Source organism: Providencia sp. PROV201, assembly GCF_028479545.1.
Taxonomy (GTDB): domain Bacteria; phylum Pseudomonadota; class Gammaproteobacteria; order Enterobacterales; family Enterobacteriaceae; genus Providencia; species Providencia huaxiensis.
In genome coordinates, this window is record NZ_JAMPNW010000002.1 from 86,276 (window position 1) to 108,534 (window position 22,259).

Below are 22,259 nucleotides of genomic sequence, written 5' to 3' on the forward strand. Positions count from 1 at the left end.
TTGCTAGCACAAAAAAGAATATCCAAATAAGCGTTAATAGATAAAAGTACGCAATAGAAACATTAATTAAAATATAACTCCAATAAAAGTGACTTCGGTTAACGTAATAGGCTAAATCCCTTCTTAAGTGGCTAGATAACCACTCCAAAAATCACGTAACATCATGTATAATTGCGCAATCTTGTACAGATTTACATCTGTTTAACTAATTTAAGACAAACTAGGCGGCTTAGTCCGCCTAGTTTTTTCTTGAAGGAACAAAATTTATTTAGTGATAGACCTCTCAACCTTGACATTGTCTGTTTTTCAAACTGGTACGCTGAGTTAATAATTTGTTAAAAGAGATGTTGAGTATAATAACTTCACTAAATTCAGGAGTAACATTTTGGAAAAAATCTGGCTAAAAAATTACCCTGCTGATGTGCCGGAAGAAATCAATCCTGATAGCTTCGCTTCTCTAGCAGAGTTACTTGAAAATGCGGTCTCTCAATTTGCCGACCAACCTGCATTCATTAACATGGGCGCAGTGATGACTTATCGGAAACTTGAAGAGAGAAGCCGCGCTTTTGCTGCCTACTTACAAAATGGACTTGGCCTTAAAAAAGGGGATCGTGTCGCGTTAATGATGCCAAACCTATTACAATATCCGATAGCCTTGTTTGGGATATTACGTGCAGGTATGGTTGTCGTAAACGTTAACCCACTTTATACCCCAAGAGAATTAGAGCATCAATTAAATGATAGCGGTGCAACAGCAATTGTCATTGTGTCGAATTTTGCGCATACATTGGAAAAAATTGTTTTCAATACCAAAGTGAAACACGTCATTTTAACTCGGATGGGTGACCAGCTTTCACGCCCTAAAGCTACAATTGTTGATTTTGTCGTCAAATATGTAAAACGCTTAGTCCCTAAATATAATTTACCCGATGCGATCTCCTTTCGCCGTGCCATGCATTATGGCTATCGTATGCAATATATTAAACCTAATATTACTGGCGATGACTTGGCCTTTTTGCAATATACGGGTGGAACGACGGGGGTTGCTAAAGGAGCGATGTTAACTCATCGCAACATGCTAGCAAACATTGAGCAGGCAAGGGCAGCTTACGGGCCTGTATTGAAATTTGGCGCTGAATTTGTTGTCACTGCGTTACCGTTGTATCACGTTTTTGCATTGACAGTAAACTGCTTACTGTTTATCACTGTAGGGGGCGTTAACTTATTGATTACCAACCCTAGAGATGTGCCCGATACCGTAAAACAATTAGGACGTTATCCCATTACATCAATTACGGGGGTTAATACCTTATTTAATGCATGGCTGCACAATGAAGAGTTTAAAAAACTGGATTTTTCACGTTTACGCCTTTCAGTTGGTGGCGGCATGCCTGTTCAAAAAGCAGTTGCAGAAAAATGGCAAAAGCTCACAGGAAAACATTTACTCGAAGGATATGGTTTAACAGAATGTGCCCCACTAGTAACCGGTAATCCTTATAATTTAACCAGTTATAGTGGAAGTATTGGTTTACCTGTTCCGTCAACAGATGTTAAATTTCTTGATGATGAAGGCAATGAAGTTGCTATTGGTGAGCCAGGTGAAATGTGGGTAAAAGGTCCTCAAGTCATGAAAGGCTATTGGAACCGGCCTGATTCCACCGCTGATACGATAGTGGATGGTTGGTTAGCAACGGGGGATATCGCTGAAATAGATAGCGAAGGGTATATCCGCATTGTTGATCGTAAAAAAGATATGATTATCGTTTCGGGTTTTAACGTCTATCCTAATGAAATCGAGGATGTTATTTCTGCACATCCTGATGTTATAGAGTGTGCTGCAATTGGCGTACCAAGTGAAAGTACCGGCGAAGCGGTTAAAGTTTTCGTTGTAACGAAAAATGCGAATTTAACGGGTGATGAGCTAAAAACCTTTTGCCGTCGTTCATTAACCGCGTATAAAGTCCCTAAGATATTTGAATTTCGTGATGAATTACCAAAATCTAATGTGGGTAAAATTCTGCGTAAAGACCTACGTGATGAAGAAAAATTGCAAAGAGAAAAATCACAAGTATGATTGTGGTTTAGTCTTAAACTATGAATAGATGACGCCGGTTTTAGCCGGCGTCATTGTGATGAAAATAAAAAAAGAGAAACTTGTTTTGAATTATCGTTTAGTAACTACAGATAGCGAATTAGCCCAAGTATGCCAAGAGGCGAGTAATGCACCATGGCTCGCTTTGGATACCGAGTTTGTTCGTACCCGAACATATTACCCACAACTAGGTTTGCTACAACTATATGATGGAAAACAAGTTTCGTTAATTGATCCATTATTAATGACGGATTTTAGCCCGTTCAAAGCACTTCTGACGAACTCTGCGCAACTTAAATTTTTACATGCAGGGAGTGAAGACCTTGAAGTGTTCATGCATGATTTTGATTGTGTTCCTGAGCCGATGATCGATACACAAATTGTAGCGGCATTTTTAGGTTATCCAATTTCTTGTGGCTTTGCGTCATTGGTTGCTGAGCATTTAGGCATTGAACTAGATAAAAGTGAATCACGGACAGACTGGCTTGCGCGCCCACTGAGTGAAAAACAATGTGATTATGCTGCTGCTGATGTGCTGTATTTACTACCATTAGCTGAAATTCTGATGGAAAAAGTGACTGAAGCGGGCTATTTGGAAGATGCTAAAGATGAGTGCCAACGTGTTGTGGCCCGCCGGCAAAAAGCGTTAAAGCCTGAAAAAGCCTACATGAATATTCATAATGCATGGCAGCTACGTGATGAGCAGCTCGCCTGTTTGCAATTATTAGCCCAATGGCGTTTAAATCAAGCAAAAGCCCGCGATATGGCGGTTAATTTTGTGGTAAAAGAAGAGCACCTGTGGAAGGTCGCCCGTTATTTACCGGGTTCGCTCGGTGAACTCGATGCGCTTGGTTTAACGGGGCAAGAAATTCGTTGCCATGGTAAGCGCTTATTATCAATTGTCGAACAAGCTAAACAACTCGATGAGAGCCAATACCCAGCTCCTGTGTCGAATATTACTGAACAGAGCCAATACAAAAGCGTATTTAAAGAAATTAAAACAGTAGTCAAAGATATTGCTGAAAACGAAAAGTTTAATGCAGAGCTATTGGCCTCTAGGCGGCAAATTAACCAATTACTGTCTATTCATTGGGGATTAAAGTCTTCGGCTACACCTCCTGAGCTGTTGGTGGGCTGGAGAGGGCGGTTACTTGCAGAACCCATCGCAAAGTTATTAGCGAACGTATAATGCATTCAGGTACAAGAAGAGTGCTTCTTGTACCTAATTTAAATACCTGAGTCTATTTATCTTTATCTTTATCTCCATTATTCATTCAATAAACTTATAAAAACATATATCTTATTTGTTTTTAAATATGTTTATTTGTTTTTTTAATTAAAAACTGTAATTAGTCTTAAAAATCAAATCAATTATTAATGTAAAAAGTAATAAATAAAACCACTTATTCCAGGGTTTTTAATTAACCAATTAAAAAATAAAAAGTTATTTTATTTTAATGCTTTAATAATGAAAGGTTGAATTATATTTCTTACATTTGTAAATGAAAATTATTTTTATATACTGAATCTCGAGCATTAAAGGAAAGAGTAATCTTTTATTTAATGTGTTCCTTTAATAAACCAACCTAATTCAAACTTCTATTTAAGAGGGTGAATAAATGAAAAAATTATCACTAATTACAGTCGCAGTATCTTTCTCTATATTCTCTGTTGGTGTTATGGCAGAAACGGAATCAGCGCAAAGCTTAAGTTACGTAGATAATGAAACAAATATTATTGTTGATAAAACCCAATCAACCATGGGGCCACACGGCGGTAGTATTGGTGCACCGGGTATCGGTTCTCGCTTTATGAGAGATGGGAAAACGATTTCATTTTCAGGTTTAAAAAACTTAGTCACGCAAAAGCCAGACAATGTTTATGTTTTGGAAAGTGGCGGTAGCCCGCACGGCGGAATGGGTAAGTTCCAATTTAGCCAGGTTGCAGATGCTGAGGTATATTTCGGTGATTGGTCACAAACTGGGGAAGCCGATGACGCAATGCACACGGTTTATTTCTCCGGTGAAAATGCAACGACAGAAGTGCCAACCAGTGGCCAAGCGACTTATACTATAGCGGGTATTAACCAGTTTGCAGGTGAAGCAAAACAGACGGGGTGGTTTAATGCTGATTTTACAGATAAATCATATACAGGTTCATTAGAAGGAACGAATAGCCACTCCATGGCGGGGGATATTAAAGAAGACGGTAAATTTAGCGGTACTGCCATTGCCAATGGAATACACCAAGGTGATAGTATGGGGCAACTCTTTGGGGATAATGCAGAACAAGTGGCGGGTATTATCTCTTATGAGAATAACCGTGAGTTAGACACGGCATTTGGTGGCCAGAAAGACGAATAATTACTGAACATATAATAAGCTAAAAAAAGTAGGCAAAAGTGATTTTGTCTACTTTTTTATTTTTGTCATTAAAATGGTAGCCTAATCATGTTAATTTTTAATAAAAAAACAGATTTAATATATTTGAGTTTATTATTATTTTTTTCTCTTCCTTCGGTATTGTCAGCTCAAGAGCTAAAAGGAGGCGTTATCGGTAATTTAAAAGATTATAGTAACGAAAAACTTCAATCAGAAATAAATAATGTTAAATATAGTGAAAAAAACATCGACGAACTTGGTTTTATTCTTTATGATCTCATTCAGAAAAAAGATTTCGATAAAATAAATGGAATTATTGGTAATTACGTTAACCACAAAGACCACGATAAAGAATTGGTTAAATACATTCAATCTGAGAAGGCAATGTTAAATAAGCAGTATGATTTAGCAATTAGCCTATATAATGAGATTTTGATTCACAAGCCTAATATGTTGTTGGTTGAGTTAAAGTTTGCACAAGCACTAATCTATGTTAAGCATTATGAATCAGCATTATCAAAATATCAAAATATCAAAATAAAATATAAAGGAAGAATATCAATTCGATTAACTGAATTTATTAAAAATAAAATAATAGATTTAGAAAATAAAAATCATTGGCAAGGTACAATTAAGCTAGGCTCAAGTTATGATTTTAATTTAAATGAAGCATCAAATAGCCGTGAGATGTACTGTTTTCGTCGTAAATGTATGAATAGTAGTAACCAGTCTATCGCTGGTGGAAAGTGGCATTATTATACTAAATTATCAAAGCGTTTTCCTCTAGTAGGAAACCACTCAACGGTACTCTCATTAGGTATGGTTGGGGTAGAGCCAATGAAAACAGTCGCGGTTAGAAAAACAAATATATATGTTACAGGGGAGTATCAATTTGATAACGCGGATACAACGTTCCATATACAGCCCACCCTTGAGGCTAAATGGCATGATAACCAATACTATAATTTAAGCCTAGGAGGAAAAATAACGACAGAATACACGTTAAATCATCGGGTAACCTTGTTAGGTAATATTGAATATAAAAATAAAACTTACCCTTATAAGTATAGTTTTAATAACGGCGATAAATGGGTTTATTCAGTTACTGGTACCTATTTAATAAACCCTCGATTAATGGTTTTTGGCAGTTTTTATGGAGCCAACAGGAAAAAGCAATACGATAGTGATAGCTATGTACAATATGGGGTTAGAGCTGGTTTTTTAAAAGTAACCGAACTGTGTGACCTACTTATTGCAATAGGTTATAAGCAAACAAACTTTGAACGGTTTGATGCATTTTTGAATGTAAAAAGAAAAGATCATAATGGGTATTTAAATAGCCAATTAACTTTTGATAAAAATAAGATATTAACTTTTACGCCTTCTATTTATTTTAATAGCCAAGTGAATAAGAGTTCGGCAGATATTATTTATTCTTTTAAGCAAAGTGAAGTCGGTGTCAATTTCACCAAGAAATTTTAATTTTCACCGGAACAGATAATGAAAATCAAAACAGTGATAGCCATTAATATCGCGACAGGGTTATCTATTGGTAGTATTGCAAATTTAGTCTATGGACAACAAAGTGCAAATATTGGCTCTATTGTAGTTAATGATAAAGCAACAACTATCAAAGAGCGTGATAGAAAAGGGGCGGATGACCAATATGATAAAGACGAATCAAATATTTATATTAGTAAAGAAGAAATTGATCGTTATAAAGGCACTAACCCTGCAGACACCATTAATCATGCAGTAGGGGTATATAGTGGTGACGCCCGTAATAGCGGGGCAATAGACCCCAATGTACGAGGGATACAGGGGCAAGGGCGTGTCCCGGTGACTGTAGATGGTACAGAGCAAGCTATCACTGTTTGGCGTGGTTATAATGGCGCGAATAATCGTAACTATATCGACCCGAATATGATTAGTAGCATTAAGGTAATGAAAAGTGCAACGCTAGACCGCAATGTGCGTACATCGACAGGCGGTGGAGTTGCCATAACAACGCTAGGCATTGATGACGTTGTGGATAAATACAGCAAGTTTGGTTTTGATATTAAATTAGAAACATCGAGTAACTCGACAAAACCGAGGGTTAATCAATTAAGCCACGGTATAGATTACCGTGATGATAAGCGGCTATTGAATACGTTAGACATGCAGAAATTTCGTGGGATTTATTTTAAAGATCACGAAATGCTTGTTGATCCTCGCAGTAAAGGTAACGCTAATTTCTTTAATCTGCAAGATAACGCAGCGCGTATTGCCATTGGGACACGGCAAGAAAAGTTTGATTTGATGCTGGCATACAGCTATCGCAACCAAGGTAATTATTTTGCTGGGCGCCGAGGGGCGGGTAAATTTTATGACGACATCATTACTTATGACCCTAATAGCCCAAATAAAGCGATAGACCCATATATGCCCTTCGTTGCTAGGATTTATGGGCCAAACAAAGAGGTGGCGAATACATCAAATGAAATGTCGACATTGTTGGCTAAATTAAACGTGATGCTACCTAATTCACAGGACTTATCCCTTGGTTATATGCATACATCAAGTCATTATGGCGAAATCATGCCATCGCAAATTCGGTATCATGATTTAGAGGGAAAAATTCCACAATGGCCTTTAGCTAACTTGGCGCTAAATACTTTTTACGCCAATTATTCGTTCAAACCTGAGTCCATTGGTTGGATTGACTTTCGATTAGGCTATTGGTTGACAAAAACGGATTTAAATTCAAATACCGCAGGTGGCCAACCTAGGGAACCAATGGAAAGGGATTGGAATTATGAATTTGGTCGAGATAAAAATGTAGCTAAAAATCCTGCTATCAATGGCACCTTAGTTGATGGGATTAAATTAAACCAACTAAACGATCGCTATGGTGTTTCATTATCTAATAAATTTCAAATTACACCTGAATTTAAAGTAACGTTAATGGGGAGCTTAATTGATGAAACCATTGGTAGCCGTGAAGATATCTTTAATTCGGATTCTAGCCCAAAGGGTAACATGTTCCGAGCTATCCCTAGGGAAGGTAAACGTCGGGAATATAATGGGACTATTCGCTTTGATTGGCAGCCTACTGATTGGTTAAGTCTGAATGCAGGGGCTCAATATATTAGCTACTGGTCAAGGGATTTATTAAAAGAGAGACGCATTGCGGCTAAAGATATAAATTATGCACCTTATAGCCATATAACGGCGAGAAATTTTCGACTCTCTCGTGTATTAAGTGAGAAAGAGTACCAAGTCATACAAGAGTATGTTGATGATAAAGGGAAGACATTTAAAGATACAGCAGAAAGACCTTATGAAAGGCGAATTTTTATCGAAAAAGCACTAAATATGAAAGCAGATTCATTAATGTATGCTCGTTATCGAATGGATGTAAATAGAAAAAATTCAGAGTTTAGAATTACAGAAAGAAACAATATAGTAAAATGGAAGGTGGATGAAAATAACCGGTTTATACGAAAAAATAATCCATTCTATAACGGCGAGATTGATTTAAAAGAAGAAATAATTGACCCCGTAACAGGCTTAAAAGCAAAAAAATACCGAAAAGCAGATATTACTAATAACGGGTATGATGAAGTGAAATATTCCAATAAACAAAAATTTAAATCGCCGAAAAGAAATGAAGAATCAGCTTGGGCTCCGGCATTAGGGGCAACAATTTACTTAACAGAGAACGATCGAATATTTGGGCGTTATTTAGAAACCGTTAGGATGCCAAGTATCTTTGAAGACACTATTGGTTTTTCGGGGGGAAGAGAGCCGAATTACACACCACCGGTTTATTTGCCAGAACGCAGCCATACGATAGAACTGGGATATGTGCGTAATTTCCAAGGTCTCGTCGCAGCAGAAAACCATGCTGATTTACGCATAAACTACTATAACACGGTTGTCACAAACGCATTTGATAGGAACGACAGATTAGTCTTTACGCAGGTTGATAAACATAATACGGCCGGTTTGGAACTGTTGGCGCGTTATGATAATGGCTGGGTATTCGGTGACTTAGGTGTGGATTACCGCTTGAAAAATGAGGTTTGTGATGAAGTTTCACTGATGGTAATGGACCCCTATAACAAATTTGGTGGCTCAGAGTGTACAACAGCAGGGTTCCCTGGTGGCTATTTGCGTACTCAACTGCAGCCTAAGTACAGCATCCATGCCAACCTTGGTCTGCGTTTCTTAGATGAACGTTTAGAAGTGGGGAGTCGTTTGCGTTATCACAGCAAAGCAAAAAATGAAGATGAAGCGGAAATGATGGATAAATACCCGTACCAGTATGCGCCATTAAACAATGACCCGATGAGTTGGAATGCTGTTTTTACCGCTGATGCTTATGTTAATTATCAGTTTAATAAAGACCTAGCATTTGAATTATTAGCCACCAATTTATTTGATGAATATTATATAGACCCATTAACCCGCAGTATGATGCCTGCACCGGGTAGGACTGTGCGTTTCAATATCACCAGTCGTTTCTAAAAAGGATCCCCCTTCGCTGATACTGTTGCATTTATGTATTGGTGAGGGGGCTATTAGGGATATTAAAATGATTACTTTACGTTTTAATTTTGCTGTGATGGTTTCTTTATTATTTCATTTTGGCATCGTTTTTTATTGTTTAAATATAGAGAAAACACGCTCTGCACAAATTTACACGCCAATATATGCGGCTATCGTCTCTGTTGCATTGACACAAAATGTAATTGAAAAACAAACAAATGACGTCACATTAAATAATAAGCTAGTGGGAGGCTTACTTGCAGAGTCACAACAAAATGAAAATGCTGTAATTAAAGTTGCTAATAAGAAAAATATACATAGTGATGAAAATAAAGCGTCAGAAAAACAAAAAAAAATTATCGAGAAAAAAGAACAAAAACAACCAAATAAAAAAGTGATTAAGCAGAAAGAACAGAAACAAAAAAGTGATGATGTAAAACAAGAACAGCGTGTAGGTAAAAACGATAGCCAATCTTATGCAGCAGGCCAAGCGGGAGCACAAAGGACGACCTCGGTAGGAAACGCAACAGATTCAAACTACCAAAGTTATATTGATAAACTACGTAGTGAAATTGAACGACATAAACGTTACCCAAGAAAAGCGAGAAATACCAATGTTCAAGGAACGGTTCTGGTGAATTTTACGCTTACGCCATTGGGGGAGATCACAAAGGTGAGTATTGAAAAGTCTTCTATGCATGTTCAACTGGACGAAGCCGCATTAGCTGCAACACTAAAGAGCCGCTCTGTTGGAGTGCCACCGGAAGGTCTAAGAAAACAGCACACGTTGGAAATTAAATTTAAGCTATAAAAGGATTAAAACATAACTTCTGGCTAATCAGGGCAAATTACATAGTAAAAAAGCAAGCCGCCATAATGTATAGCGGCTTCTTTGCGAATTATTTTTCTACTGTCGTGGTTTTAATTTCATCACCTTCAGGAAGTGTGACATTTAATTCCAAAACAGAAATATCATCGTCTTTTTGTTCAAATTGCAATGACAACATTTCAGGGTCAATTTGCACATATTTACAGATAACCTGCAAAATATCGCGTTTCATATCAGCAAGATATGGGGGCTCACTATCACCACGGCGACGTTCAGCGACGATGATTTGTAATCGCTCTTTTGCGATATTCGCTGTCGTTTTTTTTCTCGACAGAAAGAAATCCAATAAAGCCATTATTTACCCCCCAAATAGGCGTTTTAAGAAACCTTTTTTCTCTTCTTCAATGAAACGGATAGGGCGATCTTCACCTAAAATACGCGCAACACAATCATCATAGGCTTGGCCTGCATCAGATTCTGTATCTAAAATGACCGGCTCACCTTGGTTAGAAGAGCGCAGTACAGATTGGTCTTCAGGAATAACGCCAATCAAAGGAATACAGAGGATCTCGAGGACATCTTCCATGCTTAGCATATCGCCACGAGTTACACGTCCAGGGTTATAGCGTGTCAATAATAAGTGTTCTTTAATTGGCGTATCGCCTTTTTCTGCGCGACGTGATTTTGACGCTAAAATACCTAAAATACGGTCAGAGTCACGAACGGAAGAAACTTCTGGATTGGTAGTAATAATGGCTTCATCAGCAAAATAGAGTGCCATTAAGGCACCACTTTCAATACCCGCAGGGGAATCACAAACAATAAAATCGAAACCAAGGTCATCACTCAATTCGTCAAGAATTTTGCCAACGCCTTCGCGAGTTAACGCGTCTTTATCGCGTGTTTGTGAAGCAGGTAAAATGAATAAATTTTCGGTGCGCTTATCTTTGATTAAAGCCTGATTAAGGGTTGCATCACCTTGAATAACGTTTACGAAGTCATAGACTACTCGACGTTCACACCCCATGATAAGGTCAAGGTTACGTAGGCCGATATCAAAATCGATCACTACCGTTTTGTTCCCTTTTTGTGCCAGGCCAGTAGCTATGGCCGCGCTTGAAGTGGTTTTACCAACGCCACCTTTACCTGAAGTCACTACAATTATGCGTGCCATGAATAATTCCTTGTAAATAAGGTCTAATTTAAATATTCGATGTTAAGTTTATTATCAACTAAACAAAGTTTAGCTGCTTTGGCGAGAAATTCAGCAGGGATTTGATCGCTCAGCCAATATTCACCGGCAATTGAGACCAGCTCAGCTTGCAAATGAGTACAATAAATCTGACTTTCAATATCACCAGAGGCTCCAGCTAAAGCACGGCCTCGCATCACGCCATAAATATGGATATTACCATCTGCTAACAGTTCTGCACCTGCACTAACATTGCTTGTGACGATCAGATCACTATTTGGTGCATAAATACGTTGCCCAGAACGAACAGGAGTATTGATAATGCGAGTTTTACGATATAAAGGTTCAGTTTGAACTGTAGCAGTCTGAGGTTCAGGCTGAATTTCAACAGGCTTTTGACTTTTACCTTCATTTAATATCGGTAAACCCGCATCGTTTGCTTTTTGCCGTATCTGTGGGTCAGTACATCCACTGATCCCTACAATACGTAATCCCGCAGAAATAACAGATTTATGAATACTCTGTAAATCGGCATTTGGGGATAATTCAGCAATGTTAATCACGACAGGGGCATTTTTAAAGAAATCAGGAGCCTGATTTACTTTATCTTGCAGCGCTTTTTTGATGAGTTTAGGCTCTTCACTGTATAAGTGAATAACTGAAAGAGTAAAACTGCTGCCTTTAAGTTCTATTGGCGATTGTGGCATCTATCCAGACTCAGCAAATTAAAATTTCCGAAACAATCCTCGGGTGAAGATATTCTGTAAAACAATAGCATGTTATAGTTACTATATACTTCAAGCAAGCTAATGAACTAAGAAAAAGAGTTAAATATAATGATTTGTGCAATTTATAGAAGCCCTAAGCGTGACCAAACTTATCTTTATATTGAGAAGAAAGATGATTTTTCACGTGTTCCTGATGAATTATTAGCTCAATTTGGAACACCTCAATTTGCCATGCTTATCTCATTAGATAAGCGTGAAAGGCTCGCCAATGCTGACTTGGCAAAGGTTAAATTAGACCTCTTAGAAGTTGGTTATTACTTACAATTCCCACCTCCGGTGGAGGATTTGCTTTCAGAACATAAAGAACTGAATAACTAAAGCAAATTAAGAAAATCCTGAAAAGCAAAGATAGTCTGGAGGAGACGAATGAAACCAACGTTATTATATACATTAGTCGCTGGCTTATTTTTAACAAGTTGTTCTGCAACACGGAATGAATCAGTTGTTACTCACCCGATTACCGCAGAACAAAATGCGGCTATAGCCCAAGAAGTCGCTGCTTTAGATAAAGCATTCCCTATTGAACAACGTGAACCATCACAATTTCCTGCTTATGTGGAATTACTGAAAGAACATGCTATTGCTCAGGGAATTAAACCTGCCACCATTGAACGCGCTTTTGCTAATATTCATTTTATTGAGCGTGTTGTGAAAGCAGATAAAGGCCAACCAGAGAAAAGGGCGACGGTTACGTTAGCAAGCTATCTAAAAAATGTACTCCCACAATCGCGTATCAATGCTGGCTATAACAAATATTTAGAAAATAAATCCACTCTAGATGCTATCAGTGATAAATATGGCGTCCCACCTCAGTTCATTGTTTCGTTATGGGGATTAGAAAGTGGTTTTGGGCGCTCGCAAGGTAAAGAAGATGTTGTTTCTGCACTTGCAACACTTTCATTTGAAGGCCGTAGAGAAGCGCTTTTTAGCAAGCAATTATTAGCTGCACTTGAGATAATGGACAAAGGTTATATTCCAGAAGATCAACAGCTCAAAGGTTCATGGGCTGGTGCCATGGGCCAAAGCCAATTTATGCCAACCTCTTATTTGTCTTACGCAGCAGATGGCGATGGTGATGGTAAAATGGACATCTGGAATAATAAATCAGATGTGTTTGCATCTATTGCTAATTATTTATCAACAGAAGGTTGGCAAGCTCAATTACCATGGGGCTACCAAGTTAATTTACCCACAGGTTTTAATAAAACGTTGGAAGGCGTAAAAGCGGAACAAGGGAAATCTGTTCGTGAATGGCAAGAGTTAGGCGTTACATTACCTGCATTTGCTCAATTATCTTCAGACGTAAAAACCTGGGTGGTTATCCCTGATGATCCTGAAGGTAGAGCATTTTTAGTGACTGAAAATTTCCGTACCATTATGCATTGGAACCGCTCATATTATTTTGCATTGAGTGTATGCATGATGGCAGATGGTATCGCTAATAAAATACAATAACGATAATAGGAGTACTATTATGTATCAACATCGTGACTGGCAAGGTGCGTTACTTGATTTCCCTGCAAATAAAGTTGTTTGTGTTGGTAGTAATTACGCAAAGCATATAAAAGAGATGGGGTCTGCGACACCAGAAGAACCCGTTATTTTTATTAAACCAGAGACTGCTTTGTGTGATATTACTCAATCAATTGTTATTCCAAAAGATTTTGGTGCTGTGCATCATGAAGTTGAGATGGCGATTTTAATTGGTATGCCATTAAAAAATGCAGATGAAGACCGCGTATCACGCTCTATTGCAGGTTATGCAGTTGCATTGGATTTAACCTTACGTGATTTGCAAGCTAAATTTAAAAAAGCAGGTCAGCCATGGGAAAAAAGCAAATCATTTGATGGTTCATGCCCAATTTCCGGTTTTATTCCTGTTAGTAGCCCGAATGACTTACAAAATGTTCAGCTTTCACTGGAAATTAATGGTGAAGTTCGCCAAGAGGGCTCGACGCGTGATATGATCACACCAATTTTACCGCTGATTAGCTATATGTCCCGCTTTTTCACATTACGAGCAGGGGATGTCATCTTAACGGGAACACCTGAAGGTGTTGGCCCATTAGCTTCTGGTGATATGCTAAAATTATCAATTAATGATCACTCGCTGACTACACGGGTTATTTAAGTATAGGATTAATAAGTATTATGTCGCAGTTCTGGCAAGTTAAAACTTTAGATGAGATGACAGATGAAGAATGGGAATCTCTCTGTGATGGTTGCGGGCAATGCTGCTTGCACAAATTAATGGATGAAGATACAGATGAAATCTATTTTACTAATGTCGCCTGTAATCAGCTAAATTTAAAAACTTGCCAGTGTAAGCATTATGAAGACCGCTTCAGCTATGAAGCGGATTGCATAAAGCTTAACCGTTATAACTTAGAAACATTTGAATGGTTGCCAAGTACTTGCGCTTACCGTTTGTTATTAGAAGGAAAATCGCTTCCTGCCTGGCACCCATTAAAAACAGGATCTAAAGCGGCAATGCATAATGAAGGTGTGTCTGTTCGTCATATTGCTGTTAGAGAAATTGACGTGGTGGATTGGGAGGAACATATAATGAATAGACCCATGATAGGAAGAGGCTAGTAGTAATATCTCAAATATACAGTAAATCATTATGGAAATATCTTTGCCAACAGTAGGCTTATTTGCCATTTTAAATATTGCCATTTTGCCTGCAATATTCTCTTTTTTTGAAAAATTTAGCCAAGCTGCATTGATGATGGTCTATACATTTTAATCGCGGTATCATGCTGTTTTATACGAAAGTAAATAGTAATAATAATCACACTCAGACTGGGTGTGGTTATTTGCGTTATTAATAATAAGAATTATTTCTAATAAATACTCGATGTTAACCCTCTAATATTATCGTTCCTGACATAAAGTTTGAGTATATGAAAATCTATCTTTAAAACTGTCCACCCACTAATTCTTACGCGTTATAGGCTAAGCTGCAAAGTTTTCATTTAAGAAAATATTATAATTTGTGACTTCTCATTTTGCTTTTCTCAAAATACTTGGCTAATCTGTTTTGGTAAAAGCGACATAAGGGGATAGAAATGAAAACATTTGGGGTGGTGCTCACAATTATTGGTCTCGTTACTGCAATTATTTCTTACAATATGGATGTCAGCATTCCTATTGTATATGGGGAGAGTGTGAAAGATACAGGACTGGCATTTGATAGACAGAATTATATCATTGGTAGTTTGTTAGTCGCATTTTTTGGCGTTCTAATTGTCCTATTTGACAATAAACGACGCAAGTAAAATGGGGGATGTCTTGCCAATAGACGGATGGGCATAATACGTTAGCTAATATGGTTAATATAATCCAGATATTGATAGATATAAGCAGAACACCAATAATTACTCTTAAAAATAAATAAAGTAGCTGATAGCAAAAGCTCTAGGTAATAATGCGGACAAGCTCCAGTATGCTAAACCAGATAAAACTAAGACAAGCAGTAACAAGTAATGAAATAAATCATATTTTTTAGGGTGTTGAAGTAATAAATAGCTGCTAATGATAAAGAATTTTAGGCTAAAGTAATTTATTAGCCGTTGCTGATATAATATTGAACACTTAATGCGATATTGTTTTATTTTCGAATAAAATTGAGTTTATATTAGTTTCACTCAGTTATAATAAATAAATATTTTAATTTAACCTAGAGAATATTTCTTATGAAAAAAATACTTGTGTTAGCTGGTTTGGCTATTATTTCTGGATGTGTTTCCAATGAAACTGAAATGGAGTCAAAGAGTGTAGGCATAGCAAATCCTGCATCAGTATATTGTGAGCAAATTGGGGGGACAGTAGAAATTGAAAATACAGCGGATGGGCAAGTAGGGTACTGTATTTTACCATCAGGTGAAAGAGTAGAAGAATGGGCTCTATACCGCCAGAACAAACACTAGTCAATCTTTCACCTCTTAACTGCCATCAGCAGAAATATTTTGTGAGATTTTTGCTGTAGTTCCCCTCTAATAATTTTTCTATTCTATATTAATCATTTCTCGAAATTAGCCGATATTACTATTATCCAGTATAACTGCCAGTGTTAAGTGTGTTTTCATAGTTTGATCAACGAGATAACTATGTTTATATACATGTAAAATACTTAGTAGACACATCATAAGGCTTTTTTGCGATATTTTGATGGCCTCATATGGATTTGGTAAGGGAGTCATCGTGTTTTTATGGTAAATTATTGATATAAAATATTTTTATCCTTTAATGTCACATAATCGGTAATTTGTAGTACGAAAACAGAAACAGCTACCTTATGTTATGTGATTGCTAAATAAAGTGGGCTTATTAGAACGATTGATTCACTAAAAAGACGCTAAACTGCCTGATAGTAGAAAAATAGCAGAAGGAAAAAGCATCTTTTATTGATGACTTTTTGTATTAGATCACACTTTAACACACGGAATGAGTGATTTAGGAATATTCCTAATGTCAAAATTTGTAATGTAGATCACCTTTTTATAAAGTGTTCGTTTTAAGAAAATATCATTGATTTCATATGGTTATAAAAAGAGAAAATTGACGTAACGCAGTTTATAGTTTGTACAGTTAATCAAGTTTTCTTATTCTATATCAAAAATAATGATAATTTTTTTTAACATAGGCTCAACTAAATAATTTGATATTTCAGTTTTCACTTCAATATCAAGTTGAATGAGTAAAGAATTATATTGCGATTTTATCACTAATTCTTCTATCAGATTTATTTCGTCCGTTTCATTTATTTTGAAATTTTGATTAAAATAGATATTTACCTCGTTAAAAAGCATATTTTAAAATTTTAATAACAACCAAAGCTGACTGTTAATACAAAAGAGCATATATACACTCTTGCTGTGTTATTTTGATATTCAAGCATAATAATTCGGAATTCAATATTTGTCATTTTTAGATATGTCATACTCTTATTAAGAATGAATCATTAATTTAATTAATGTTAGTCTCTTGAGTTGATGTTCAGTAATTGATGAATTTCATGGTCATTCTGCAACAAAAAGTATCAAAGTATGAATGAAATTATATATTCAATATAAATATAATGATTTTTGTTATTTCTAATAATCTGTAATTTCTATTTTGTTAGTTTTTAATGTTATGCAATGGCCAATTTCAATACATTAAAATCTAAATATTAATCTTAGCGCGAGTAAGTTAGTTAAATCTAAACATCAAGCAACCCAATCAATAGATTGCTTTTGATAGCTTATACCTATCAAAAAATAAATAAGTGATGGAAAAAACGATTTAATAAAACTTAAGTTATTATGTATCCTCTCTTCGAAATCATATAGAGCATATGATTATAAATTCTAAATAGGACTAATTAAGAAAGACATTTACTTGCATTAAATAAATGGTTTAAAAATGAAACATAAATAACTAACTGTATTCAATATACGGTAGAACATCTATTTTCCTTATTTACCAAAATGAAAGCTTAATAAGTTCGTTTAAATGTAAGAATAAAAATCTCATATTAGGAAATGAAAATGAAGAAAGTACTACTGACTGCGGTTGCTACAACAATCATCGGCTTATCAACAGCTAACGCAGCAAATAAAGTTGGCGGTGGCCAAGTTAACTTTAACGGTAAAGTAACTGATGTTTCTTGTACTGTTTCTGTTGACGGTCAAGGTAGCGATGCAAGCGTATACTTAGCACCAATTTCATTAGAAGAAGTTCAAGCAGGTGGTAAAGGTACATTATTAAAACCAAAAACATTTGCAATTGATGTGACTAACTGTTCTGCAACATCAGTTGGTGGCAATGCTAAAACGATCGGTGTGGTGTGGACTGGTGGTAACTTATTAAGTGGTAGCGAAAAATTAGGCTATTTAGCGAATACCGATTCTACTGGTGCGAAGAATATCCAATTTGTTTTATCGGCTGATGACGCTAAAAAATTCATCGTACCAGGTGGTGACAAACAACAGCCATCTGAGCTTATTACTCAAATTGACCAAGGTTCACGTTTCCAATATTACGTAGGTTATATCACCGATAAACCAACAGAAGTTACTGCGGGTGAAGTAAAAAGCTACGCAACTTACGAAATCACTTACCAATAAGAATAGGTTGGTTGTTTTAAATTAGTGTTATTAACGTTGTAGTGAAACACTAATCGATATTATTGCAATAAGCGGTAGAACACTGCCGCTTTTATGTTTTGAGGTTTAAATGAAAGCTATCGTATTAGCATGTTGCTTTATCTTCAGTATTAATTCGTTTGCTAACAATATAATTGTTAATGGTACGAGGTTTATTTACCCTGGAGATGAGAAAGAGATCACAGTACAACTTTCAAATACGGCAGCACGTCCAGCGGTTGCTCAAGCTTGGCTTGATACAGGTAATGCATCAGAAACACCTGATACGATAAAAACCCCATTTCAAATTACCCCTCCTGTTTCTCGAGTAGAAGCAAAGGGTGGTCAAAATTTACGCATAAAGTTGATGGATAAAGGGCAAATTCCTCAAGATAGGGAAAGCTTATGGTGGCTCAATATTCTCGATATTCCGCCTACCGTAAAAGGCAAAGATGGAGAAATGCAGAATGTTTTACAACTAGCAATTCGCTCTCGTTTTAAGTTCTTCTACCGACCTGTTGGGCTAGGTAGCCGAGAATTAGCACCTGAACAGTTAGTTATCAAAACAAATGGTAAGAATATTGTTATTGAAAATCCAACACCTTTTTATATTACGGTTACAAAAATATCCACCGATGGGAAAGTAGGCCTCACAGATAAGACTGTTTTGATAGAACCCAAAAATCAGACATTAGTTGAATTAAAGCAGGCAATTAAGTCAGGTAGTAAGGTTGTTGTTAACAATATTAATGACTATGGTTCAGATGTTGCGGTGACTCTAACTGCAAAATAGGAATATATAATGAAACAGCGAGAGTTAAACAATAAATATAGCAATACACTCTCTGTAGTCTGCTTTATTACGTCATGGATTGTTCCCATATTCTATGCATCAGCGGAAGAAGAAACCTATGAATTCAACAGTGGCTTTATCATGGGAAGTAAAGACAATGTTGACTTAGATCGCTTTAATGCCACAGGGATTAGCCCAGGAAAGTATTCAGTTGATGTATACACGAATAATGATTGGAAAGGGCGTTACGAACTTAATTTTGAAGAACAAAAAAATAAACAATTAGGGGTTTGTTACACCCCAGAGTTACTTTCAAACTTAGGTATTGATACTGAAAAATTTAATCCATCAATTGATAAAAACAGTGACACTTGCCTGCCATTGGATGAGTGGAACAGTGACAAAGAAGTTAAAGATATATTTCATACGTCGACACTTCGTTTAGATATTTCTGTACCGCAAATATATGAACAAAAAATTTCTCGTGGTTATGTCTCTCCCCAATTTTGGGAAACAGGAATTCCTGCGTTAAATATTGGTTATATGGCTAATTACTATGATAGCCATATCAGTGGAAACCAAGGCTCAGACAGCTCTAGCGCTTATTTAGGCGTTAATGCTGGCTTGAGCTATGATGGTTGGCTACTGAAACATATAGGAAATTTGAGTTGGCAGCGCTCTGCGGGGTCGGACTGGAACAGTAATCAAACCTATCTTCAGCGACCCATTGCTGCATTAAAATCAAAAGCGACGGTTGGGCAGTTTTATACGGATGGTAACCTATTTGATAGTTTTGGCTTGAGAGGTGTAAAGCTAACAACTGATGACAATATGTATCCAGATGGGATGACAACTTATGCGCCCGAAATTCGAGGGATCGCTCAAAGTAATGCCTTAGTGACGATTCGGCAAAATGGCAATATTATTTATCAAACAACCGTGTCTCCTGGGCCATTTAGTTTGAATGATGTTTATCCATCCGGCTATGGTAATGATTTGAATGTTACAGTAAAAGAGGCTGATGGTAGTGAGACTAATTTTAGTGTGCCATATTCTTCGTTAGCACAATTATTACGTCCAGGGTTTACGCGTTACCAAATAGCGGGTGGTAAATCTGATTCTGAAAATTTAAGAAATCGTCCTTTTGTTATGCAAGCGACTCTTCAGCATGGGATTAATAATACATTTACTCTTTATGGTGGGGTCACTGCTTTTGATGATTACCAAGCTTATTTGTTAGGAAGCGGTATTAATACTGGGATTGGTGCGGTTGCAATTGATGTAACGCAATCTCGTATTGTATTTAATCATCGTACAGATTATGGGCAAAGTTATCGTTTTACATTTAATAAGTTATTCACTGAAACAGACACAAACCTTGTGTTAGCAGCATATCGATATTCTACGAAAGATTATTACAATATTAATAATGCACTTTATGCCATTGATAACGATAAACGTGGCGTTGTCGATACATTAGGGCGTGAAAAAAATGGTTTCAGTTACACTATTAACCAAAATTTACCTGAAGGTTATGGTGGAATTTATTTCATGGGGCGTATTTCAAGTTATTGGGATAAGTCAGGAACAGAAAAACAATACCAACTAAGTTACAACAATAGCATCAATCGCCTTTCATATGGTTTGTCATTTATGAGGGTGTATACACAAAATAGTCATGATAAAAAAGATGACAGGATCGGTGTGAACTTGAGTATTCCTCTTTATTGGGGAGAGAATCAGGTATCTACCTTAACGTCAAATACTACATTTAATAATGAAAAGTTCGGAAGTAGCCAAATAGGAACCAGTGGTACGTTTGACCGTGATAACAATTGGACATACGGTATCAATACCTCAGTTGCAAATGGTGGTGCGAAAAATATCGGTCTTAATACTAGTTACCGTACATCGTCAGCCAATACAAATGCGAATTACAGCCAAGGTGAAGGTTATCGCCAATATGGTGTAGGCGCAAATGGGTCATTAGTTTTGCACTCTGGTGGAATAACGCTAACGCCGAATAATGCAACCACAATTGCATTGATTGAGGCGAAAGGCGCAGAAGGTGCATCAGTGGTAGGGGCGATGGGGACGACAATTGATAGTCATGGTTACGCTATTGCGCCTTATGTAAGGGCTTATCGCACTAATAAAATCGAAATTGACCCGAAAGGCAGTTCCGAAGATATTATTTTTGAAAATATGTCATCACAAATAGTTCCTTATGAAGGTAGTGTTGTTAAGGTTAAATTTGGTACTAAGATTGAAAAAAATGTGATTTATAACGTTAAAAGGCCTAATAACAAACCTCTACCATTTGGCGCTAATGTGACAGACCAAAAAGGTGAGTCAATCGGTATTGTTGGGCAAGGTGGTATGGTGTTCATTAGCAGTGAAATTGCAACTAATGCCATTATTACGTGGGATAAAGGTCAATGTACATTCTCATTAGCTGCAGGAAATAGTAAGGAAGTTCTATGTCAATAAAAAATCAATGGTTTTGGTATATTGGGGTAGGGTTACTATTTACCGCAAATGGAGTATCTGCAAACAATTGGTGGACAGAACGTATCAATAGGAATAGTTGCGAAAGAACGAACCAGCCTGCATATAGAGTAGATATGAGGCTAGGAAAAATAGTTGTTGATCCTAACCTCCCGGTTGGTAGTGTAATTAAAACGCAAGATTATACAATGAATACCAATCAAACTTACCTCTGGTGCCGTGGAAAGGTGAATATTGAGGCTGAAGTCGTGATGCCTGACCTACGTGATATTGGTGGAAAAGTGTATCAAACGAATGTTGAAGGTATTGGTTTAAAATTCCACCGCTCATCGGGTCGGCAGCATTCTATGACTTACCCAAGTACTTTTCCTATAGATGTGGGATATTATAGTACCCCAATGTCATTAAATGATTCTACTTTTACGTTAAGTATAATAAAAACGGCTAAATATACAGGAACCGGAACACTCGCAAGTGGTATCTATACTACTTATGGATATAAACCTAATAACAGTCCAATCTTAGTTAGTTATTTAGATGCAAATGCTATTACTATCGTTTCGCCATCCTGCCAAGTGACAAGTGGTGAAAATCAAAATGTAATGTTAGACCCTATAAAACGAGTTCAATTAACAGCGCGAGACCAGCCTGCAGGTGAAAAAGATTTTACAATAAAATTGAAATGTAGTGGTGGTACTAGTTTTACAGGAAAAACTAATATTGATGTGACTTTTAGCGGAATTAAAGCAACGGGTACTCAAGTCAATGGTGTTTTAGCAAACCAAAGCACATATAGCCCAGCAAAAGGAATTGGTGTTCAAGTTATACAGCGAAAAGATAAAAGCCCAATCAATTTTGGCCGCCCATATCATGTAGCATCATTAAATAATAATGATACTAAAGATATCGATATAGAACTTACTGCTCGTTATTTTCAATATGAAGATAGAACTACACCGGGAGAGGTTTATGCTCAAATGCGCTTTGATATTACATATGATTAATTATTAAA

Annotated in this window: 20 protein-coding genes; 17 read left to right on the plus strand and 3 right to left on the minus strand. The window is 36.7% G+C overall.

Annotated features, from left to right (window positions below; genetic code table 11):
- Positions 1-385: 385 nt before the first annotated feature.
- The 6 genes from fadD to PR809_RS02390 all read left to right on the plus strand — a co-directional run bounded on the left by fadD (position 386) and on the right by PR809_RS02390 (position 9,817).
- Entirely contained in the window at positions 386-2,074 is a 1,689-nt protein-coding gene (fadD, locus tag PR809_RS02365; protein WP_166265050.1) for a long-chain-fatty-acid--CoA ligase FadD, read from the plus strand.
- Between the two features lie 85 nt (positions 2,075-2,159).
- Positions 2,160-3,281, plus strand: a complete 1,122-nt coding sequence (rnd, locus tag PR809_RS02370) for a ribonuclease D (RefSeq protein ID WP_166265404.1) — start codon at positions 2,160-2,162, stop codon at positions 3,279-3,281.
- A 430-nt stretch (positions 3,282-3,711) separates the two neighbouring features.
- On the plus strand, positions 3,712-4,455 hold the full coding sequence (locus tag PR809_RS02375; protein WP_206276340.1) for a Slam-dependent surface lipoprotein: 744 nt from the start codon (positions 3,712-3,714) through the stop codon (positions 4,453-4,455).
- Between the two features lie 87 nt (positions 4,456-4,542).
- Complete coding sequence (locus PR809_RS02380; protein ID WP_206276341.1) at positions 4,543-5,955, plus strand: surface lipoprotein assembly modifier; 1,413 nt, start codon at positions 4,543-4,545, stop codon at positions 5,953-5,955.
- Positions 5,956-5,973: 18 nt separating this feature from the next.
- Positions 5,974-8,985 (plus strand): TonB-dependent receptor domain-containing protein, encoded by a 3,012-nt coding sequence (locus PR809_RS02385; RefSeq protein WP_272524436.1) that lies wholly within the window; start codon positions 5,974-5,976, stop codon positions 8,983-8,985.
- A gap of 67 nt (positions 8,986-9,052) precedes the next feature.
- The gene (locus PR809_RS02390; RefSeq protein ID WP_206276343.1) at positions 9,053-9,817 is read left to right on the plus strand and encodes a TonB family protein; all 765 of its coding nucleotides are present in this window, start codon (positions 9,053-9,055) and stop codon (positions 9,815-9,817) included.
- 88 nt (positions 9,818-9,905) lie between these two features.
- Here the strand turns inward: PR809_RS02390 and minE are convergent, their stop codons facing one another.
- The 3 genes from minE to minC are packed head-to-tail and all read right to left on the minus strand — an operon-like array spanning position 9,906 to position 11,734.
- Positions 9,906-10,190: a cell division topological specificity factor MinE gene (gene minE, locus PR809_RS02395; RefSeq protein ID WP_102140659.1), complete on the minus strand. Its 285-nt coding sequence runs from the start codon at positions 10,188-10,190 to the stop codon at positions 9,906-9,908.
- Positions 10,191-10,193: 3 nt separating this feature from the next.
- Positions 10,194-11,009, minus strand: a complete 816-nt coding sequence (minD, locus tag PR809_RS02400; protein ID WP_125894818.1) for a septum site-determining protein MinD — start codon at positions 11,007-11,009, stop codon at positions 10,194-10,196.
- Positions 11,010-11,032: 23 nt separating this feature from the next.
- A complete protein-coding gene (gene minC, locus PR809_RS02405; RefSeq protein WP_102140657.1) occupies positions 11,033-11,734 on the minus strand; it encodes a septum site-determining protein MinC in 702 nt (233 codons plus the stop codon).
- A gap of 129 nt (positions 11,735-11,863) precedes the next feature.
- Here minC and PR809_RS02410 point away from each other — a divergent pair, with 129 nt between their 5' ends.
- The 11 genes from PR809_RS02410 (at position 11,864) to PR809_RS02460 (ending at position 22,251) form a co-directional block, all read left to right on the plus strand.
- A complete protein-coding gene (locus tag PR809_RS02410) occupies positions 11,864-12,133 on the plus strand; it encodes a YcgL domain-containing protein (RefSeq protein WP_102140656.1) in 270 nt (89 codons plus the stop codon).
- Between the two features lie 48 nt (positions 12,134-12,181).
- Positions 12,182-13,270 carry a lytic murein transglycosylase gene (locus PR809_RS02415; RefSeq protein ID WP_206276344.1) on the plus strand — a complete coding sequence of 363 codons (1,089 nt, stop codon included), beginning with the start codon at positions 12,182-12,184 and terminating at the stop codon, positions 13,268-13,270.
- 19 nt (positions 13,271-13,289) lie between these two features.
- The gene (locus PR809_RS02420) at positions 13,290-13,946 is read left to right on the plus strand and encodes a fumarylacetoacetate hydrolase family protein (RefSeq protein WP_195698659.1); all 657 of its coding nucleotides are present in this window, start codon (positions 13,290-13,292) and stop codon (positions 13,944-13,946) included.
- A 20-nt stretch (positions 13,947-13,966) separates the two neighbouring features.
- Positions 13,967-14,410 (plus strand): YcgN family cysteine cluster protein, encoded by a 444-nt coding sequence (locus PR809_RS02425; protein ID WP_102140653.1) that lies wholly within the window; start codon positions 13,967-13,969, stop codon positions 14,408-14,410.
- Positions 14,411-14,441: 31 nt separating this feature from the next.
- Positions 14,442-14,564 carry a hypothetical protein gene (locus PR809_RS02430; RefSeq protein WP_256372924.1) on the plus strand — a complete coding sequence of 41 codons (123 nt, stop codon included), beginning with the start codon at positions 14,442-14,444 and terminating at the stop codon, positions 14,562-14,564.
- 322 nt (positions 14,565-14,886) lie between these two features.
- Entirely contained in the window at positions 14,887-15,096 is a 210-nt protein-coding gene (locus tag PR809_RS02435) for a hypothetical protein (protein ID WP_102140652.1), read from the plus strand.
- A gap of 417 nt (positions 15,097-15,513) precedes the next feature.
- Positions 15,514-15,747 (plus strand): putative hemolysin, encoded by a 234-nt coding sequence (locus PR809_RS02440; protein WP_102140651.1) that lies wholly within the window; start codon positions 15,514-15,516, stop codon positions 15,745-15,747.
- Between the two features lie 1,602 nt (positions 15,748-17,349).
- Positions 17,350-17,928, plus strand: a complete 579-nt coding sequence (locus PR809_RS02445) for a fimbrial protein (RefSeq protein ID WP_195698661.1) — start codon at positions 17,350-17,352, stop codon at positions 17,926-17,928.
- A 109-nt stretch (positions 17,929-18,037) separates the two neighbouring features.
- Positions 18,038-18,739, plus strand: coding sequence for a fimbrial biogenesis chaperone (locus PR809_RS02450; protein WP_206277074.1), 702 nt, complete (start codon positions 18,038-18,040; stop codon positions 18,737-18,739).
- A gap of 9 nt (positions 18,740-18,748) precedes the next feature.
- Positions 18,749-21,229, plus strand: a complete 2,481-nt coding sequence (locus PR809_RS02455) for a fimbria/pilus outer membrane usher protein (RefSeq protein ID WP_206277075.1) — start codon at positions 18,749-18,751, stop codon at positions 21,227-21,229.
- The gene (locus tag PR809_RS02460) at positions 21,220-22,251 is read left to right on the plus strand and encodes a fimbrial protein (RefSeq protein ID WP_206277076.1); all 1,032 of its coding nucleotides are present in this window, start codon (positions 21,220-21,222) and stop codon (positions 22,249-22,251) included. The genes PR809_RS02455 and PR809_RS02460 overlap by 10 nt, the downstream gene beginning before the upstream one ends.
- Positions 22,252-22,259: the final 8 nt, after the last annotated feature.

Excerpts from the sequence above, each read along its gene's own strand:
- minD (WP_125894818.1), bottom strand. The coding sequence starts at position 11,009 with ATGGCACGCATAATTGTAGTGACTTCAGGTAAAGGTGGCGTTGGTAAA.
- PR809_RS02385 (WP_272524436.1), top strand. The coding sequence starts at position 5,974 with ATGAAAATCAAAACAGTGATAGCCATTAATATCGCGACAGGGTTATCT.
- minE (WP_102140659.1), bottom strand. The coding sequence starts at position 10,190 with ATGGCTTTATTGGATTTCTTTCTGTCGAGAAAAAAAACGACAGCGAAT.
- PR809_RS02425 (WP_102140653.1), top strand. The coding sequence starts at position 13,967 with ATGTCGCAGTTCTGGCAAGTTAAAACTTTAGATGAGATGACAGATGAA.
- PR809_RS02430 (WP_256372924.1), top strand. The coding sequence starts at position 14,442 with ATGGAAATATCTTTGCCAACAGTAGGCTTATTTGCCATTTTAAATATT.
- PR809_RS02445 (WP_195698661.1), top strand. The coding sequence starts at position 17,350 with ATGAAGAAAGTACTACTGACTGCGGTTGCTACAACAATCATCGGCTTA.
- PR809_RS02450 (WP_206277074.1), top strand. The coding sequence starts at position 18,038 with ATGAAAGCTATCGTATTAGCATGTTGCTTTATCTTCAGTATTAATTCG.
- PR809_RS02415 (WP_206276344.1), top strand. The coding sequence starts at position 12,182 with ATGAAACCAACGTTATTATATACATTAGTCGCTGGCTTATTTTTAACA.
- minC (WP_102140657.1), bottom strand. The coding sequence starts at position 11,734 with ATGCCACAATCGCCAATAGAACTTAAAGGCAGCAGTTTTACTCTTTCA.
- PR809_RS02410 (WP_102140656.1), top strand. The coding sequence starts at position 11,864 with ATGATTTGTGCAATTTATAGAAGCCCTAAGCGTGACCAAACTTATCTT.
- PR809_RS02440 (WP_102140651.1), top strand. The coding sequence starts at position 15,514 with ATGAAAAAAATACTTGTGTTAGCTGGTTTGGCTATTATTTCTGGATGT.
- PR809_RS02455 (WP_206277075.1), top strand. The coding sequence starts at position 18,749 with ATGAAACAGCGAGAGTTAAACAATAAATATAGCAATACACTCTCTGTA.
- PR809_RS02435 (WP_102140652.1), top strand. The coding sequence starts at position 14,887 with ATGAAAACATTTGGGGTGGTGCTCACAATTATTGGTCTCGTTACTGCA.
- PR809_RS02390 (WP_206276343.1), top strand. The coding sequence starts at position 9,053 with ATGATTACTTTACGTTTTAATTTTGCTGTGATGGTTTCTTTATTATTT.
- PR809_RS02380 (WP_206276341.1), top strand. The coding sequence starts at position 4,543 with ATGTTAATTTTTAATAAAAAAACAGATTTAATATATTTGAGTTTATTA.
- PR809_RS02375 (WP_206276340.1), top strand. The coding sequence starts at position 3,712 with ATGAAAAAATTATCACTAATTACAGTCGCAGTATCTTTCTCTATATTC.
- PR809_RS02460 (WP_206277076.1), top strand. The coding sequence starts at position 21,220 with ATGTCAATAAAAAATCAATGGTTTTGGTATATTGGGGTAGGGTTACTA.
- PR809_RS02420 (WP_195698659.1), top strand. The coding sequence starts at position 13,290 with ATGTATCAACATCGTGACTGGCAAGGTGCGTTACTTGATTTCCCTGCA.